This is a genomic window from Pseudomonas sp. Y3 TE3536, from assembly GCF_053629175.1.
The window spans coordinates 6,197,909-6,214,043 of record NZ_JBRJHU010000001.1 but is presented as its reverse complement, the minus strand read 5'-3'; the positions used below and the strand labels follow the sequence as shown (position 1 = coordinate 6,214,043).

The 16,135-nt window shown below is 63.2% G+C and carries 14 protein-coding genes and 1 tRNA gene; 8 read left to right on the top strand and 7 right to left on the bottom strand.

The features are described from left to right. Nucleotides 1–102 precede the first annotated feature (102 nt). Nucleotides 103–2,712, bottom strand: coding sequence for a bifunctional aconitate hydratase 2/2-methylisocitrate dehydratase (gene acnB, locus AB7M33_RS27750; protein ID WP_099429920.1), 2,610 nt, complete (start codon nucleotides 2,710–2,712; stop codon nucleotides 103–105). 404 nt (nucleotides 2,713–3,116) lie between these two features. Between acnB and AB7M33_RS27745 the strand changes: the two genes are divergently transcribed. Continuing rightward, on the top strand, nucleotides 3,117–3,596 hold the full coding sequence (locus AB7M33_RS27745; protein WP_177323889.1) for a DUF1289 domain-containing protein: 480 nt from the start codon (nucleotides 3,117–3,119) through the stop codon (nucleotides 3,594–3,596). Nucleotides 3,597–3,716: 120 nt separating this feature from the next. Here AB7M33_RS27745 and queD read toward each other — a convergent pair whose 3' ends face one another. After that, nucleotides 3,717–4,073: a 6-carboxytetrahydropterin synthase QueD gene (gene queD, locus AB7M33_RS27740; protein ID WP_454244158.1), complete on the bottom strand. Its 357-nt coding sequence runs from the start codon at nucleotides 4,071–4,073 to the stop codon at nucleotides 3,717–3,719. A 134-nt stretch (nucleotides 4,074–4,207) separates the two neighbouring features. Here queD and AB7M33_RS27735 point away from each other — a divergent pair, with 134 nt between their 5' ends. From AB7M33_RS27735 to AB7M33_RS27715, 5 genes are all read left to right on the top strand, one after another. Beyond that, nucleotides 4,208–4,516: a PepSY domain-containing protein gene (locus tag AB7M33_RS27735; RefSeq protein WP_454244157.1), complete on the top strand. Its 309-nt coding sequence runs from the start codon at nucleotides 4,208–4,210 to the stop codon at nucleotides 4,514–4,516. Continuing rightward, nucleotides 4,516–4,830: a PepSY domain-containing protein gene (locus AB7M33_RS27730; RefSeq protein WP_027593912.1), complete on the top strand. Its 315-nt coding sequence runs from the start codon at nucleotides 4,516–4,518 to the stop codon at nucleotides 4,828–4,830. Before AB7M33_RS27735 ends, AB7M33_RS27730 begins: the two co-directional genes overlap by 1 nt. After that, nucleotides 4,831–5,499, top strand: a complete 669-nt coding sequence (locus tag AB7M33_RS27725) for a response regulator transcription factor (RefSeq protein WP_027593911.1) — start codon at nucleotides 4,831–4,833, stop codon at nucleotides 5,497–5,499. Next, complete coding sequence (locus AB7M33_RS27720) at nucleotides 5,496–6,815, top strand: ATP-binding protein (protein WP_454244156.1); 1,320 nt, start codon at nucleotides 5,496–5,498, stop codon at nucleotides 6,813–6,815. Before AB7M33_RS27725 ends, AB7M33_RS27720 begins: the two co-directional genes overlap by 4 nt. A gap of 240 nt (nucleotides 6,816–7,055) precedes the next feature. Further along, nucleotides 7,056–8,213 (top strand): HPP family protein, encoded by a 1,158-nt coding sequence (locus AB7M33_RS27715; protein WP_454244155.1) that lies wholly within the window; start codon nucleotides 7,056–7,058, stop codon nucleotides 8,211–8,213. Here the strand turns inward: AB7M33_RS27715 and AB7M33_RS27710 are convergent. After that, a complete protein-coding gene (locus AB7M33_RS27710) occupies nucleotides 8,187–9,053 on the bottom strand; it encodes a LysR family transcriptional regulator (protein ID WP_085273236.1) in 867 nt (288 codons plus the stop codon). The two genes, AB7M33_RS27715 and AB7M33_RS27710, sit on opposite strands and share 27 nt — an antisense overlap. Before the next feature lie 181 nt (nucleotides 9,054–9,234). Here AB7M33_RS27710 and AB7M33_RS27705 point away from each other — a divergent pair, with 181 nt between their 5' ends. Continuing rightward, on the top strand, nucleotides 9,235–11,124 hold the full coding sequence (locus AB7M33_RS27705) for a propionyl-CoA synthetase (protein ID WP_454244154.1): 1,890 nt from the start codon (nucleotides 9,235–9,237) through the stop codon (nucleotides 11,122–11,124). Between the two features lie 114 nt (nucleotides 11,125–11,238). Here the strand turns inward: AB7M33_RS27705 and zapE are convergent, their stop codons facing one another. Together zapE and AB7M33_RS27695 are read right to left on the bottom strand one after the other, a co-directional pair. Continuing rightward, nucleotides 11,239–12,324: a cell division protein ZapE gene (gene zapE, locus AB7M33_RS27700; protein ID WP_454244153.1), complete on the bottom strand. Its 1,086-nt coding sequence runs from the start codon at nucleotides 12,322–12,324 to the stop codon at nucleotides 11,239–11,241. A 117-nt stretch (nucleotides 12,325–12,441) separates the two neighbouring features. Continuing rightward, nucleotides 12,442–12,684: a hypothetical protein gene (locus AB7M33_RS27695; protein WP_027593905.1), complete on the bottom strand. Its 243-nt coding sequence runs from the start codon at nucleotides 12,682–12,684 to the stop codon at nucleotides 12,442–12,444. A gap of 269 nt (nucleotides 12,685–12,953) precedes the next feature. On the opposite strand from AB7M33_RS27695, the gene AB7M33_RS27690 reads away from it, so the two are divergent. After that, nucleotides 12,954–13,028, top strand: a tRNA-Gln gene (locus AB7M33_RS27690). Between the two features lie 244 nt (nucleotides 13,029–13,272). Here AB7M33_RS27690 and AB7M33_RS27685 read toward each other — a convergent pair. Together AB7M33_RS27685 and AB7M33_RS27680 are read right to left on the bottom strand one after the other, a co-directional pair. Beyond that, on the bottom strand, nucleotides 13,273–15,660 hold the full coding sequence (locus AB7M33_RS27685) for a response regulator (protein ID WP_454244152.1): 2,388 nt from the start codon (nucleotides 15,658–15,660) through the stop codon (nucleotides 13,273–13,275). Between the two features lie 13 nt (nucleotides 15,661–15,673). Continuing rightward, nucleotides 15,674–16,135 (bottom strand): response regulator, encoded by a 462-nt coding sequence (locus tag AB7M33_RS27680; RefSeq protein ID WP_027593903.1) that lies wholly within the window; start codon nucleotides 16,133–16,135, stop codon nucleotides 15,674–15,676.

The following is a 16,135-nucleotide window of genomic DNA, read 5'->3' as shown; positions in this document are numbered from 1 at the left end:
TCCAAACCCGTGGGCGCGGGCTTGCCCCGCGAAGAGGCCCGAGAGGGCAATAAAAAAACCCCAGCACTTCTGCTGGGGTTTTTTCTTACAGCGTACTGCTACTTACGCTTGAACAACCGGGATCTTGGCGTTGGCCGCAGCCTCGCGGAACTCGGCGATCTGGTCGAAGCTCAGGTAGCGGTAGACGTCGGCAGCCATGCTGTCGATGTCCTGCGCGTACTGCATGTACTCTTCGACAGTCGGCAGTTTGCCGATGATCGAAGCGACAGCAGCCAGCTCGGCCGATGCCAGGTACACGTTGGTGGCGTCGCCCAGACGGTTCGGGAAGTTACGGGTCGAGGTGGAAACCACGGTCGAACCGGTCTGCACACGTGCCTGGTTACCCATGCACAGCGAGCAGCCTGGCATTTCCATGCGCGCACCGGCCTTGCCGTAGATGCCGTAGTAGCCTTCTTCGGTCAGCTGGTGAGCGTCCATCTTGGTTGGCGGAGCCAGCCACAGACGGGTCGGAATGCCGCCCTTGACCTTCTCCAGCAGCTTGCCGGCTGCGCGGAAGTGGCCGATGTTGGTCATGCACGAACCGATGAACACTTCGTCGATCTTCTCGCCCTGTACCGAAGACAGCAGGCGGGCATCGTCCGGGTCGTTCGGCGCGCAGAGCACAGGCTCTTTGACGTCGGCCAGGTCGATTTCGATGATTTCGGCGTATTCGGCATCGGCGTCGGCCGACAGCAGCTCAGGCTTGGCCAGCCAGGCTTCCATGGCCTGGGCGCGACGCTCCAGGGTGCGGGCATCGCCGTAGCCTTCGCCGATCATCCAGCGCAGCAGGGTGATATTGGAAGTCAGGTACTCGGCGATGGCCTTTTCTGGCAGCTTGATGGTGCAACCGGCAGCCGAACGTTCAGCCGAGGCGTCGGACAGTTCGAACGCTTGCTCGACGGTCAGTTCGTCCAGGCCTTCGATTTCCAGGATGCGGCCGGAGAAGGCGTTTTTCTTGCCCTTCTTCTCGACGGTCAGCAGGCCCTTCTGGATGGCGTAGTAAGGGATGGCATGAACCAGGTCACGCAGGGTGATGCCAGGTTGCAGCTTGCCCTTGAAACGCACCAGGATCGACTCTGGCATGTCCAGCGGCATGACGCCGGTGGCGGCAGCGAAGGCCACCAGGCCGGAACCGGCCGGGAACGAGATGCCGATCGGGAAGCGGGTGTGCGAGTCGCCACCGGTGCCGACGGTGTCAGGCATCAGCATGCGGTTCAGCCAGCTGTGGATGATGCCGTCGCCTGGGCGCAGCGACACGCCGCCACGGGTGCGGATGAAGTCTGGCAGGGTGTGGTGGGTGGTGACGTCGATCGGCTTCGGATAGGCCGCAGTGTGGCAGAACGACTGCATGACCAGGTCAGCGGAGAAGCCCAGGCACGCCAGGTCTTTCAGCTCGTCGCGGGTCATCGGGCCAGTGGTGTCCTGGGAACCGACGGTGGTCATCTTCGGCTCGCAGTAGGCACCTGGGCGCACGCCCTGGCCTTCTGGCAGGCCGCACGCACGGCCGACCATCTTCTGCGCCAGGGTGAAGCCCTTGGTCGAAGCGGCAGGCTGCTCCGGTTTCTTGAACAGGTCGACAGGGCCCAGGCCCAGCTCGGCGCGGGCTTTATCGGTCAGGCCACGGCCAACGATCAGCGGGATACGACCACCTGCGCGGACTTCGTCCAGCAGCACTTCGGTTTTCAGCTCGAAGTTGGTGACCAGTTCGTCGCTGCCGTGACGGCGCACTTCACCTTTGAACGGGTAGACGTCGATGACGTCGCCCATGGCCAGGTTGGTGCAGTCGAACTCGATTGGCAGGGCGCCGGCGTCTTCCATGGTGTTGTAGAAGATCGGGGCGATCTTGGTGCCGAAGCAGAAGCCACCGGCGCGCTTGTTCGGCACGTACGGAATGTCGTCACCGAAGAACCACAGCACCGAGTTGGTGGCGGATTTACGCGACGAACCGGTACCGACCACGTCACCCACGTAGGCAACTGGGAAGCCTTTGGCCTTGACCGCTTCGATCTGGGCCAGAGGGCCGACCGAACCTGGCTGCTGTGGCTCGATGCCGTCACGGGCCATTTTCAGCATGGCCAGGGCGTGCAGCGGGATGTCAGGGCGCGACCAGGCGTCCGGGGCAGGGGACAGGTCGTCGGTGTTGGTTTCGCCAGGCACCTTGAACACGGTCAGGGTGTACTTGTCGGCGATGGCCGGACGCGAGGTGAACCACTCGCCGGCAGCCCAGGACTCGAGCACGGCCTTGGCGTGGACGTTGCCCGCCTTGGCTTTTTCGGCCACGTCGTGGAAGGCATCGAACATCAGCAGGGTGTGCTTGAGCTTTTCGGCCGCGACGGCGCCCAGTTCGGCGTCATCCAGCAGCGCGACCAGCGTTTCGATGTTGTAGCCGCCCTGCATGGTGCCCAGCAGCTCGGTGGCGAGCTTGCGGTCGATCAGCGGGGATTTGGTTTCGCCCTTGGCCACGGCGGACAGGAAGGCAGCCTTGACATAGGCAGCTTCGTCGACCCCTGGCGGTACGCGGTTGGTGATCAGGTCTACGAGGAAGGCTTCTTCGCCGGCCGGCGGGTTTTTCAGCAGCTCGACCAGGCCTGCAGTTTGTTCGGCGTTCAGCGGCTGGGGCACGATACCCAGGGCGGCACGCTCTTCGATGTGTTTGCGGTAGGCTTCAAGCACAGTTATTACCCTCATCAGTGGTCCCTAAAGGGAGTCCGGGACGCTCATCCAGCATTCCCTGCACCCATGCGCAATGACGGCTTCTTGGGCCGCCCAGCCAGGGTCGCAGAGAATCCTTACAGAAGCTGCTTTCAAAGTTTTACGCCTGCAGAACGGGGAGCTGATGAGGGCTGGCACGGGCATGCGAGGGTGCATGGCCCGGGCCAACGCCGTTCTACCGGATTAACTGTGCTCGTGACGCTTTGAAAACAGCTTCCAACGGACATTGTTGCCTTGAAAAGGCCGGATGATTCTACGGCAAAAAAAGCCTGAAGGTAAGGCGGCGAAGATGACTTTAACGAGTGACCCTGGTTAGACAAAGGGCTAACATGGGCCCGTGTTCCACCGCCAAGCCGTTGTTTTTCATGTCCAACAAGTCCATCAAGACCCCTTGCGTCGGCCTGTGCTCCACGGTGTACGGAGACACGGTATGCCGTGGCTGCAAGCGTTTTCACCACGAAGTGATCAACTGGAACGGCTACGACGACGCGCAAAAGCGCGCCGTGTGGCTGCGTCTGGAGCAGTTGCTGGTGCAGGTGATGATGGCCAAGCTGGAAGTCTTCGACAAAAGCCTGCTGCGCCTGCAGCTGGAGCAGCGCTCCATCCGCTTTGTGGACCAACAGTCGGAATATTGCTGGGCCTACCAGTTGATCGCCCGTGGGGCCCGGATGATCCGTGATCTGGAGGCTTACGGCATGGTATTGCTGCCGGAGTTTCGAGGCTGGGAACTGCCGCAGTTGCGCGACGCCATCGACCGCGAGTTCTTTCTGCTGTCCGAGGCGCATTACCAGCGCTATATCGCCCCGAGCTTCTTGCGCGATGCCCTGGAGAATGGGCAGGGCTGAAATTTCACTGGCCTCTTCGCGGGGCAAGCCCGCTCCCACAAGTGCCCCACACTATTCAGAATTTGCGGGGCACGTGTGGGAGCGGGCTTGCCCCGCGAAGAGGCCGGAAAACTTCTCGGCTCAGTCGCCGGTATATTCGCACCCGCTGGTGCAGGTCTCGTGAATGCGCACCTTCGACAGCTCTGGCAGCAACGGCTTGACCTGCTCCCAGATCCACTTGGCGATCACTTCGCTGGTGGGGTTTTCAAGGCCTGGAATGTCATTCAGGTAGTTGTGGTCCAGCTGTTCGTAGATCGGCTTGAAGATCGCCTTGATCTCGGAAAAATCACGAATCCATCCGGTGTGCGGGTCAAGCGAGCCGGTCAGGTGCAGGCCGACCTTGAACGAGTGACCGTGCAGGCGACCACACTTGTGCCCGGCAGGAACGTGCGGCAGGCGGTGGGCCGATTCGAATGTGAACTCTTTGAAAATTTCCACGCTGTCAGAACTCTGTATGAATCAAGAATGCGCGCAGTTTATCATGGCGCCAGCTGTTTTCAGGTTGAATTAAGGACCGCTGGGTAATCTTAACCCCGTAGACAACTTGAACATCTCTCAGGAGAGAAGACACGATGAAAACCTTGACTGCCCTGTTCACCGCCGCCGCCCTTGCCCTGGGCGCCAATGCCGTTTTCGCCAAGGACGTTCAGCCTGACGAAGTGGTCAAACTGGTCAGCGCCAAGACCATCAAGTCGCTGGATGAGCTGAAAGCTACCGCCATGGCCAAGCACCCAGGCGCCACGGTCGAAGACTCGGAACTTGAAGACGAATACGGCCGCTACATCTACAAGGTCGAGCTGCGCGACGCACAGAACGTCGAGTGGGACGTAGACCTGGATGCCAAGACCGGTGAAGTACTCAAGGACGCACGAGACAACTGATGATCCACTTACCGCGGCCAGCGCGATACCTCGCGCTCTCGCTGCTGGCTGTCTGCTCCCTGGCGGCTGCCCGTGACCTGGATCAGGACGAGGCCCTGGCGTTGCGCCAGAAGGGCGTCATCCTGCCGCTCGAGCAGCTGCTGGAAACCGCCCTGGGGCGTCACCCCGGGGCGCGTTTGTTGGAGGCCGAGCTGGAAGAAGACGACGATCGCTACGAATACGAAGTCGAGTTGCTGACTGCCGAAGGTGTGGTCCGCGAAATCAAGCTAGACGCCAGTACCGGTGCCCTGCTCAAAGACGAGGAAGACGACTGAATGCGCCTGTTGCTTGTCGAGGATAATGTCCCGCTGGCCGATGAACTGATCGCCGGCCTGCAGCGCCAGGGCTACGCCGTGGACTGGCTGGCCGATGGCCGCGATGCGGTGTACCAGGGCCAGAGCGAACCCTACGACCTGATTATCCTGGACCTCGGCTTGCCAGGCTTGCCGGGGCTCGACGTGCTCGCCCAGTGGCGTGCCGCTGGCCTGGCCACGCCAGTGCTGGTGCTGACCGCGCGCGGCTCCTGGGCCGAGCGCATCGAAGGCCTCAAGGCCGGTGCCGACGACTACCTGAGCAAACCCTTCCACCCCGAAGAGTTGCAGTTGCGCATCCAGGCGTTACTGCGCCGTGCCCGTGGCCTGGCCAACCAGCCCACCTTGGAAGCCGCCGGCCTGCACCTGGATGAAAGCCGGCAGTGCGTGAGCCGTGACGGTGTCGATATCCAGCTGACCGCTGCCGAGTTTCGGCTGCTGCGTTATTTCATGCTGCACCCGCAGCAGATCCTGTCCAAGAGCCATCTGGCCGAGCACCTTTACGATGGCGAGACGGAGCGCGATTCCAATGTCCTTGAAGTGCACGTCAACCACCTGCGCCGCAAGTTGGGCCGCAGTGTGATCGAGACGCGCCGCGGGCAAGGCTATATCTACGCCGGGAGCGTTGCGTGAAGTCGATTCAGGCGCGGTTGAGCCTGGGTTTGGTGGCCGTGCTGGTGGTGGTGGGTGTGGTGCTGGCGCAACTCACCCTGTGGCTGTTCGAGGCGGGCCTGCAGCGCTACCTGGAAAACGGCTTGCGCAAGGAAAGCGAGAACCTGCTGGTGGCCCTGGTGCGGGGGCCTTCAGGTTTACAGTTGGATGAGCGGCGCATTTCTGCGGCCTATCAGCGGCCGTTTTCCGGGTATTACTTTCGCATTGATTTTGACCAAGGCACCTGGCGCTCGCGTTCGCTGTGGGACCTGGACATGCCCAAGCCCGCCGCTCCTGGGCTTTCCGATAGCCACGAGCTGGGCCCAGAGGGGCAGCAATTGCTTGCGCTGCGTGCTGACTATCGCCGCCTAGGCCAGGACATCTCGATCAGCGTGGCGCAGGATTACTCACCGGTGCGTGAAGGCTTCCGGCGCATGCAGCAAATCGGCCTGGGCATGGGGCTGGTGGCGTTGATACTGGTGCTGGTGCTCCAGCGCGTCACGGTTAAGCGCTCATTGCGCCCGCTGGAGCGTGCCCGCCAGCAGATCGCCCAGCTGCAACAAGGGCAGCGCTCGCAACTGGATGCCGAAGTGCCTGTCGAGCTGGCGCCGCTGGTGGGGCAGATCAACCACTTGCTGAGCCACACCGAAGACAGCTTGCGGCGCTCGCGCAATGCACTGGGCAACCTTGGCCATGCGCTGAAGACGCCGTTGGCGGTCTTGCTGAGCCTGGCGTCCAGCGCGCGTTTGGAGGGTCTGCCCGACGTGCGCGAGCAAATGCGCGCGCAGCTTGAGCACATTCAGCAGCGCCTGGCACGCGAACTCAACCGCGCTCGCCTGGCGGGTGACGCCTTGCCCGGTGCCCAGTTCGACTGCGATGCCGAATTGCCGGGGCTGTTGGGCACCTTGGGCATGATCCACGGCGAAGGCCTGTTGCTTGAGCGGGACGTACCGCCGGGTCTGCTGTTGCCGTGGGACCGCGAGGACGTTCTGGAGTTGTTGGGCAACCTGCTGGACAACGCTTGCAAATGGGCAGACTGCGAAGTGCGCCTGGGGATTGCGCCGAGCGATGCGGGTTATCAGCTTTGGGTCGATGATGATGGCCCCGGCATTCCTGAAAGCCAGCGCCTGCAGGTGCTGGAGCGGGGCTCGCGCCTGGATGAGCAGGTCGATGGGCATGGCCTGGGGCTGGGTATCGTGCGCGATATCGTCGAGGCCTGGGGCGGGCAGTTGGCGTTGCAGGATAGCCCTCTCGGCGGATTGCGGGTGAGCATCGACTTGCCGCGTAGGGCTAGATAATGCCGGGGCCGCTTCGCGGGCCTGTGAGCAGATCACCACTGCAAAAAAATTGCAGTACAGGCGCATTTTTTTGAATTGGCCCTTGCCAATCCCACCCGGCACAATCCCCGCACGAAACTTCCCAGTTTCCATCTCTCCACGGACGGAGCCCCTTGCGCTATTGCTCTGGCAATACAGGGCCCAGGCCAGCTTGGCTGGGCTTTCTTTTTAACCAGAAAAACTACGATTTCGATTATTCACATGCCTGCTTCGCGTTCCGAAAGTCGTCTGCAGCGGCTGTTGCCCGCACCCCTGAATATCCCCCCCAAAGAATGGCTGCGCGCTGGTATCGGCGCCTTGCTTGGCCTGTTCCTGGCCGGCTGGCTGACAAGCATGGCCTATGGCCCTGGCATCGCTTTGCACCTTCTGGGCCCTTTGGCCGCCTCGGCAGTGTTGGTATTTGCCGTGCATTCCGGGCCTTTGGCCCAGCCCTGGCCCGTGCTGGGCAGTTACGCCCTGGCGGGCGCCGTCGGCCTGGCCATGCGCCAGGGTTTCGGGCCTGAGCTTTGGGTGGCTGCTGCTGCCCTGGCGCTCTCGGTACTGGTGATGTGCCTGTTGCGCTGCCTGCACCCGCCGGGCGGCGGTGTGGCGGTCAGTGCGGTGCTGGCCGACCCCGGCCTGGCCGGCTTGGGGGATCACCTGCTGGAGCCGGTGCTGCTCAATGCGCTGATTTTGGTGGCAGTGGCGGTGGTCTACAACCGCCTGACTGGCGTGCGTTACCCCAAAGGCACGGCCCCACGCAAAGAGCTGCATCACACCCACGACCCACTGCCCAGCGAGCGTGTTGGGGTCAGCGGCGCCGACCTGGACCAGGCCCTTGAAGAGCTGGGCGAGTTCGTCGATGTCACCCGGGACGAACTGGAGCGCATCATCCTCGCCACCGAACAGCATGCCTTGCAGCGCAGCCTGGGCGGTATCACAGCAGCCTCCGTGATGTCGCGCGATGTGCAGTTCGCGTCACCGGACACCACCCTGGAGCAGGCGTGGAAGCTGCTGGCCAGCCACCACCTGAAAACCCTGCCGGTGCTGCAGCACGGCAAGCTGGTCGGCATCGTCAGCTTAAGTGACCTGGTAGGGCCGGCCATGCAGCGCGGGCGGTTCCGCTGGCGTGGCCTGTTCGGGCGCAAGGCAGTGCGCATGGAGCAGGTGATGAGCCGGCGGGTGCTCAGCGTCAGCAGCCAGCACCCGCTGGAACGCCTGCTGCCTTTGCTGTGCGAGCAAGGGCTGCACTGCCTGCCGGTGCTCGACAATGGCCAGCTGGTCGGGGTAGTCACCCAGACCGACCTGATCGCCGGCCTCAAGCGGCAATTGCTGAGCGCCGCCGGCAGTGCCTCAGATAACCGGGTCCCAGCGCTGTGACCAATCGCTGGCGCCGGCAGCCACCAGCTGGCGGAGTATCGCGAAGGCCTGTTGCAGCGCTTCGCTGTCGCGCTTGCGCGGGTACACCAGAAACGTCGGGTAGGTGAACTCTGGCGCCTGTGGCACGCGCTCGAACACGCCGCTGTCCAGGTAAGCCTGCACCACGCGGGTACGGAAGTAGCCACTACCGCCCTGGTCGAGGATGAACTGCAGGGCCAGCGGCCCGAGGTTGAAACTCAGTGCCGGGCGCGCGCAGTCGGGCAGGGCGGCGTCGTGCTGGCGGCGGAACGCCTCGCCCCAGTCGATATAGATGTACGGGTCAGGCTGATCGACCCGGCGCACGCGGATCAGCTTCTCTTCCATCAATTGCTCGACTTGCAGACCTGGCCCGTAAGTCGGCTGATAGACCAGCGCGGCGTCCAGTAGGCCCATTTCGACCTTGCGCAGCAGCGATTCGCCGTCGCTCACTTCGCTGCGGATGGCATGGCTGGGCAGTTCGCGGTGCAGCGCACTGACCCAATCGAGCATCATCGGGTTGCCCAGGCTCACTTCGCCGCCCACATGCAGCACTTGCTGGCAACCTTCGGGCAGCGGCAGGTCGCGGCGCGCCGCTTCCCAGGTCTGCACCAGCTGGTTGGCATAGCTGACGAAGGCCTCACCATCGCTGGTCAGGCTGGCGCCGTTGCGGCTGCGCACGAACAACTGGCATCCCAGTTGCTGCTCAAGGCGCTGGACCCGCGCCGTGATCGCCGTTTGTGACACGAACAGGCGTTCGGCGGCGGCGACCAGGCTGCCGCAGCGCACGATTTCCAGAAAGGTACGGGCCTGATCGATGTCCATGGGCTGCTCGGTGGCTAAAAGGGGCGGCCTATTCTAGAGGCTTTGCACCGTTATGGGGCGTATTCGTGTTGTCTGCAAATTTGCAGGTCGGTTGTGACTTTAGTCCCATGGCGCGCCCGGCGTGGCGGTCCATACTCAAGTTTCGCCCTTCAATAACAACAAGTACCGGGTTCCCTTCGACATGAGCTATCAGCACAGCTACGCCCACTCCATCGCCGACCCTGCCGCTTTCTGGGCCGAGCAAGCCGCGCACCTGGCCTGGCACCGCACGCCTTCCCTGACCCTGCAGGAAAACCCAGACGGCACCCACCGCTGGTTTGCTGACGGCCGCCTGAACAGCTGCCACCTGGCACTCGACCATCAGATCGAACAAGGCCGTGGCGAGCAGTTGGCGCTGATCTACGACTCGCCGGTGACCGGTACTCAGCAGACGTACACCTACCACCAGCTACGCGACGAGGTGGCACGCCTGGCCGGTTTGCTGCGCCAGTTGGGGGTCGGCAAGGGCGATGGGGTGATCATCTACATGCCCATGGTGCCGCAGGCGGCTATGGCCATGCTGGCGTGCGCGCGGATAGGCGCGGTGCATTCGGTGGTGTTCGGCGGTTTTGCCGCCAACGAGCTGGCCTTGCGCATCGATGATGCCCGCCCCACGTTGCTGCTGACGGCGTCCTGTGGCCTGGAGTTCGACCGGGTAATCGAATACAAGCCGCTGGTCGATCGTGCCCTGCAGTTGGCCCGTCACCAGCCGCGCAACGTGCTGGTCCTGCAACGCCCCCAGGCCACCGCCCAATTGCAGCCGGGCCGCGACCTGGACTGGCAGCAGGCGTTGGCAACGGCCGAGCCGGTGGCCCCTGTCGAGCTGGACGCCGGTGACCCGCTGTACATCATGTACACCTCCGGCACCACCGGAAAGCCCAAGGGCATCGTGCGTGAAAACGGCGGCAACGCGGTTGCGCTGTGCTATGCCATGCGCCACATCTACGGCATGCAGGCGGGCGATGTGTGGTGGGGTATTTCTGACGTGGGTTGGGTGGTGGGCCATTCGCTGATCGTCTACGGGCCGTTGATGAGCGGCTGCACCACGGTGTTCTACGAAGGCAAGCCGATTCGCACCCCGGACGCCTCCGCCTACTGGCGCGTGGTCGAGCAATACAAGGTCAACGCGTTGTTCTGTGCGCCGACCGCCATGCGCGCCATCCGCAAGGAAGACCCGGACGGTGAGCGGATCAAAGGGCACGACCTGAGCTCGCTGCGCCAGTTGTTCCTGGCCGGGGAAAAACTCGATTCAAGCACCCACGAATGGCTGGAGCGGGTCACTGGCAAACCTGTGCACGACCATTGGTGGCAAACCGAGACCGGCTGGCCGGTCACCGCGCCCTGCGTTGGGCTGGAGGGCAGCGCGGCGCGCGCAGGGTCGAGCAACCGCGCAGTGCCGGGTTACCACGTGCGTGTCCTGGACGATGACGGCCATGTGTTGGGACCGAACCACCAGGGGTCGATCGTGATCGCGCTGCCGTTGCCGCCCGGCTGCAGCCAGACCCTGTGGGGCGATCACGAGCGCTACCTGCAAGCGTACCTGCGCACTTACCCGGGCTACTACCACACGGGCGATGGCGGCTACCTGGACGATGATGGCTTCGTCTACATCATGGGGCGCACGGACGACGTGATCAACGTCTCTGGGCATCGCCTGTCCACCGGTGAAATGGAGGACCTGGTGGCGCGTCACCCGGCCGTGGCCGAGTGCGCGGTGATCGGCGTGCATGACGATATCAAGGGTCAGGTGCCGCTGGCGCTGGTGGTGCTGAAAGATGGCGAGGGCATTGCCGAGTCGCAGTTGCTGGTGGACCTGGTCGGCAGTGTGCGCGAAGAAATCGGTGCGCTGGCGTGTTTCAACCGGGTGCGATTGGTCAAGCGGCTGCCCAAGACCCGGTCGGGGAAAATTTTGCGGGCGGTGCTGCGCAAGATTGCCGATGGGCAGGACTATGTGCCGCCGTCGACCTTGGATGATCCGGCGGTGCTAGGGGAGATCGAGGCGGTGTTGGCGGACCTGCCACGGGCGGGTTGATTCGGTGGTATTGATGGCCCATTCGCGGGGCAAGCCCGCTCCCACAGGAAGCCCCCGGCTTTCAGGTTCGGTGACATGCCGGCGGGAGCGGGCTTGCCCCGCGAATGCGCCAGTTCAGCCAACAAAGTACTCAGGCCCCACCTGATGCAACTGCCCCAAGCGGCTGCGGGTGCGCATCAGGTCGGCAATCGCTCCGCCCAGGCTTTCGTCCAGCGGCCGCCGCCCGATCACTGTCACCTGCTTGTCCTGGTCATACAGCACATCCACCAGGTTGACGAACCGCTGCTGTGCTGCCAGCGAACATTCCGAGAGGTCGTCCAGCCCATCGATGACCCACGCATCGTACTGCGCCGCCAGTGCCAGGTAATCGATCACCGCGGTAGGCTGTTCGCACAGGTCGTCGAAGGCGAACATCACCTGCCCGTCATTACTGGCCAGCACGCGCAGGCTGCGTTTATTGATGTCCAATGTGGCCGGCTGCGCGTCCGGTACTTGCACCGCCTGGCGTTGCTCGGCAGTGCCCGGCCACACATAGTGCCCCTGGGTAAAACGCTGATGCTCGCGGTTGGCCGGCAGGCTGCGAAAGTCGGTGTCGCCACCGACTTCCAGCACCCGCATGCGCCCGTTGATCAGGCGGATCACCGGCAGGAAGCGTTCGTGGTACAGCGGATTGGGCAGCAGGCCTTCAGGTGCGTAGTTCGACGTTACCAACAGGAAAACCCCACGCTCGAACAGCGCGGTGAACAGCCGAGTGAGCAGCATGGCATCGCCGATGTCATGCACATGGAACTCGTCGAAGCACAACACCCGGCACTGGCCAATCAGCTCGTCCAAGGTAGCGCCCAGTGCATCGTCCAGCGCGCGGTGGCGGTGCATGCCCTGGTGCAGGCGGGCAAAAAAATCATGGAAGTGCAGGCGTCGTTTGGCCTCTACCGGCACAGCCTGGAAAAAACCGTCGAGCAGCCAGCTTTTGCCGCGGCCGACCGAGCCGTGCAGGTACAGGCTGCACGGTTGCCCGTGTTCCAGCTGCGCCAGTTGTTCGGCCATGCTGTGGATGACCCGGCGTTGGCCGTCACTGAGCTGGTAGCCACGGCTGCACGCCTTGTCTTCGAACCAGGCCAGCAGTTCGCTTTCAGGGGCAGTGTTGGCGCGCAGGCGCTGGCCGAGCTGACGCAACGGGGTAGGGATCCAGGCAGGCAAATCGATAGCTCCTTGGTCGATGGCGGTGCAGGGCGCAGCTTGCGCGACGGTCGCCATTTTGACCAATAGAGAAAGCAGTGGGCAATGATCGCCTGACGAGATAGGTCGAGCGCCCGCTTAGGCTTTGCGCTCCAGCTGGCGCTCGATCATGTACTTCACCGTCAACCGGCGCTCCTTGAGGTGGCGCAGGTCTTCGTCGACGAAGTTGCCGGCCGAGATCGATTCGGCGGCCAGCACCTGGTTGTCGATGTCCATGTACTCGTCCAGCAGGCGGTCGAGGGCTTTGTCTTGCTGGCGACGTTGCTGGACGATTTCCCGCGGGTAGTGCAGGTCTTGGTAAAGGTCGTGTGAGACAGGCATGGATACCTCCTTGGTCAATGAATGCGCCTATCTGATTGGAAAGGCGAAATGCGATTGTGTTGAAGCCATGCAGGCGGAAAGCGACGGATGGTTGCCAGGATGGGGTATTGGCAGAGGGAAGGGACTAACTTGCTGTTTTAAAGCATTTTTTTTACATCAGGGGGTTCACAGGCCGAAAGAATGTTGTTAAAGTGCCGCGCATTCCAAGACAACAACCCAGTTGTCACTCAGTTGGAATTGTCAGAGCAGCGTTTGCTGCATCTCGATACAGGGGCGTCGCCAAGCGGTAAGGCAGCAGGTTTTGATCCTGCCATGCGTTGGTTCGAATCCAGCCGCCCCTGCCATTTTCTGATTCAACTCAATATTTCTTCCCGGTGCTTAGCCAGATAAGCGCTGGGTTTTGTCGTTTCTGTTCTTAAGTACTGCCATGCCCGCCAACTGTAGGAGCAGCCTTGTGCTGCGAAGAGGCCAGTGACCGTCAGGGAATGTCCGCTGCGGCTGCCGGCCTCTTCGCAGCACAAGGCTGCTCCTACAGGTAGCGTAGATACGGCAGGTACAGTTGGCGTGCATACAACAGGTGCTGTAAAGCTACGCCGAGGCCCGCAGCAATTCACTCAGCACCCGCGCCAGTTCATCGGCCTGCACCGGTTTTTGAATCACCAGGCTACCGGGCAGTTCCAACCCTTCCAGTTCCGCATACCCCGTCAGAAACACCACCGGTAAACGTGGGTGTCGCTCGCGCGCTGCCAGGGCCAACTGCGCGCCATTGAATTCGGGCATGGCGAAATCGGTCAGCAGCAGGTCGATGCCGTCGTCGAGCAATGCCAGTGCCTGTTCGCCGCTGTGTGCCTGGCGCACCTGATAGCCGTACTGGCGCAGCACATCGCCGAGCATGTCGCGTACCAGGTGGTCGTCATCCACCAGCAAGACGGTGTGGTTTTGGCCACTGTCACCGATCGGCTGGGAAACCTCTGGCACCACGGGCTCGCTCTGCGCTTCACCCTTGACCGCCGGCAGGTACACCGCCACCTGGGTGCCGCGCCCGGGCACGGTGTCGATGCGCACGCCGCCGCCCGACTGCTTGGCGAAGCCAAACACCTGGGCCAGGCCAAGCCCCGAACCCTTGCCGATGTCCTTGGTGGTGAAAAACGGCTCGAACACTTTGGCCAGCACGTCTTCGCTCATGCCGCAGCCGGTATCGCGGATGCTTAGCATCACGTACTCGCCAGGGTCCGGGTCTTCCGGGCGCTGGGGGCGGGCCTCGATGTGGGTGTTGCGGGTGTAGAGGGTCAGTTGGCCGCCGTCGGGCATGGCGTCGCGGGCATTGATCGCCAGGTTGAGGATGATCATCTCGGTCTGGGTCGGGTCGGTCAGTGCCTGCCACAGGTGCGGGTCCAGGTCCAGGCGCACCGACACGTTACCGCCCAGGGTGCGGCGCAGCAGTTCTTCAAGGCCGGCCAGTGTCCGGTTCAGGTTCAGCGGCACGGGCTCCAGGCGCTGGCGCCGGGAGAAGGCCAGCAACTGCGAGGTCAGCTTGGCACCGCGTTCGCCTGCTTCACGGATGTGTGTGAGGCGGGTGCGCGCTTTGTCCAGGTCGGCCTTGTTGAGGTCCCGTTCAAGGAAGCTGGCACCGGTGAGGATCACCGTCAGCAGGTTGTTGAAGTCGTGTGCCACACCCGCGGTCAACTGGCCGACCGCTTCCAGGCGCTGCATCTGTTGCAGCGCAGCCTCGATACGCTCGCGTTCAGTGATTTGTTCACGCAGGCGGGTGTTGGCCTCGGCCAGCCCCAGGGCGGACTCGCGCTCGCTGGTGATGTCGCGGGCCACCACGTACAGCAGGGTGTCTTCGGGTACCACCACCCAAGATAGCCAGCGCTGCTGGCCGCCGGCATGCAGGATGCGGCCGACAAAGCGCGCGCTGGTGCGGCCGTGGGCGAGGGCGGCCAGCTCCGTGAGGAAAAGCTCCTGATCGGGCTCGGGCAGCAGGTGCAACAGTGACGTCTGGCTCAGGCGCTCGCGCGAAAGGCCCAGGCTGGCTTCCCAGGCCGGGTTGAGGGCGACCGGTGTGAGGTCTTTGTTCAGCACCGCCAACAAGTCTTGCGACAGCTCCCAGGCGCGGTCGCGTTCACGGGTACGGCGCTCGACCCGTTCGCCAAGCATCTCGTTCAGTTGCTTGAGGGCGAGGGTAGCCTGGCGTTGGGTGTGAATGTCCTGCAGCACGCCAGAAAAGCGCACGCACTGGTCATCGACGAACTGGCTCTGGCCGCTGCTGAGCAGCCAGCGGGGTTCCAGGCCGTGGGGTTGCGCGATGCGGAACTCGACCCGGTAGTGGCCGCCGCTCTCGGGGCGCATGGCATGCTGCACGGCGTCGCGGACCATGGCCAGGTCTTCGGGGTAGATGCCGGCGAAGAACACGTCCAGGGTCATTTCGGTGCTGGTTGGCAGCCCGAACAAGGTCTTGCAGCGGTCGTCCCACAGCAACAGGCCTTCCTGTGGGCGCAGGTCCCAGGTGCCCATGCCGGCGGCGTCGATGGCGATGCGGGCGCGCGCCTCGACATCCGCCAGCGCTTCTTCGGCGCGGCGCCGACGCTGGCGTTCCTGCACTTCGGTCAACGCCCGGCGCACGGCCTTTGGCAGCAGCGGCAGGTTTTTTTTCAGTACATAGTCGGTGGCACCCAGGCGGATCATCTCCACCGCGTGCTCTTCACCGTAGATGCCGGAGAGGAAGATGAACGGGGTGTCTGGCGCCAGGCGCTGGGCGATGGCCAGCACGTCGGTACCGGACGAGCCGGGCAGCACACAGTCGCAAAGGATCAGGTCGTAGTGGCTCTCACGCAGGGCGTGTTCGACGCCGACATGATCGAACACCAACTGCGACTGAACGTGCAGCCCGCTGCGCTCCAGGCGCAGCAGGGTCAGCTCGGCGTCCATCGAGCTGTCTTCGACCATCAAGAGTTTCAGCGGCGTTGGCAGCATCTTCGCGGTGGCCTCAGTTGCTGCCGCGGCGGTTTAGGCGCAGCGAGCCGGGTGGCGGTTCGTTGAGCACGGCCCAGAACACCCCGAGGTCGGAGATGGCGGCGACGAATTCCTTGAATTCCACGGGCTTGACCACATAGGCATTGACCCCCAGTTCGTAGGCGCGCAACAGGTCGGGCTCCTCCCGCGACGAGGTCAGCATCACGGTCGGGATGCTGCGCAGGTCAGGGGTGGTGCGAACTTCCTTGAGCACTTCCAGGCCATCGACTTTGGGCAGTTTCAGGTCCAGCAGCAGCACGGCGGGGTTGCCACCGTCGCGTTCGGCATAGGCATTGCGGCGCAACAGGTAGTCGAGCGCATCGGCGCCGTCACGCAGCACGATGACTTCGTTGGCCAACTGGCTGCGCTCCAGCGCCAGCAGCGTCAGCTCCAGGTCCCGGGGGTTGTCTTCTACCAGCAGGATAGGTTTGAGCAT

What these genes read in the sequence shown, in the direction of transcription:
- AB7M33_RS27680 (WP_027593903.1), bottom strand. Translation starts at nt 16,135, where the DNA reads ATGCTCAAACCTATCCTGCTGGTAGAAGACAACCCCCGGGACCTGGAG.
- AB7M33_RS27715 (WP_454244155.1), top strand. Translation starts at nt 7,056, where the DNA reads ATGCCTGCTTCGCGTTCCGAAAGTCGTCTGCAGCGGCTGTTGCCCGCA.
- AB7M33_RS27695 (WP_027593905.1), bottom strand. Translation starts at nt 12,684, where the DNA reads ATGCCTGTCTCACACGACCTTTACCAAGACCTGCACTACCCGCGGGAA.
- AB7M33_RS27710 (WP_085273236.1), bottom strand. Translation starts at nt 9,053, where the DNA reads ATGGACATCGATCAGGCCCGTACCTTTCTGGAAATCGTGCGCTGCGGC.
- AB7M33_RS27730 (WP_027593912.1), top strand. Translation starts at nt 4,516, where the DNA reads ATGATCCACTTACCGCGGCCAGCGCGATACCTCGCGCTCTCGCTGCTG.
- AB7M33_RS27735 (WP_454244157.1), top strand. Translation starts at nt 4,208, where the DNA reads ATGAAAACCTTGACTGCCCTGTTCACCGCCGCCGCCCTTGCCCTGGGC.
- AB7M33_RS27705 (WP_454244154.1), top strand. Translation starts at nt 9,235, where the DNA reads ATGAGCTATCAGCACAGCTACGCCCACTCCATCGCCGACCCTGCCGCT.
- AB7M33_RS27725 (WP_027593911.1), top strand. Translation starts at nt 4,831, where the DNA reads ATGCGCCTGTTGCTTGTCGAGGATAATGTCCCGCTGGCCGATGAACTG.
- AB7M33_RS27745 (WP_177323889.1), top strand. Translation starts at nt 3,117, where the DNA reads ATGTCCAACAAGTCCATCAAGACCCCTTGCGTCGGCCTGTGCTCCACG.
- AB7M33_RS27685 (WP_454244152.1), bottom strand. Translation starts at nt 15,660, where the DNA reads ATGCTGCCAACGCCGCTGAAACTCTTGATGGTCGAAGACAGCTCGATG.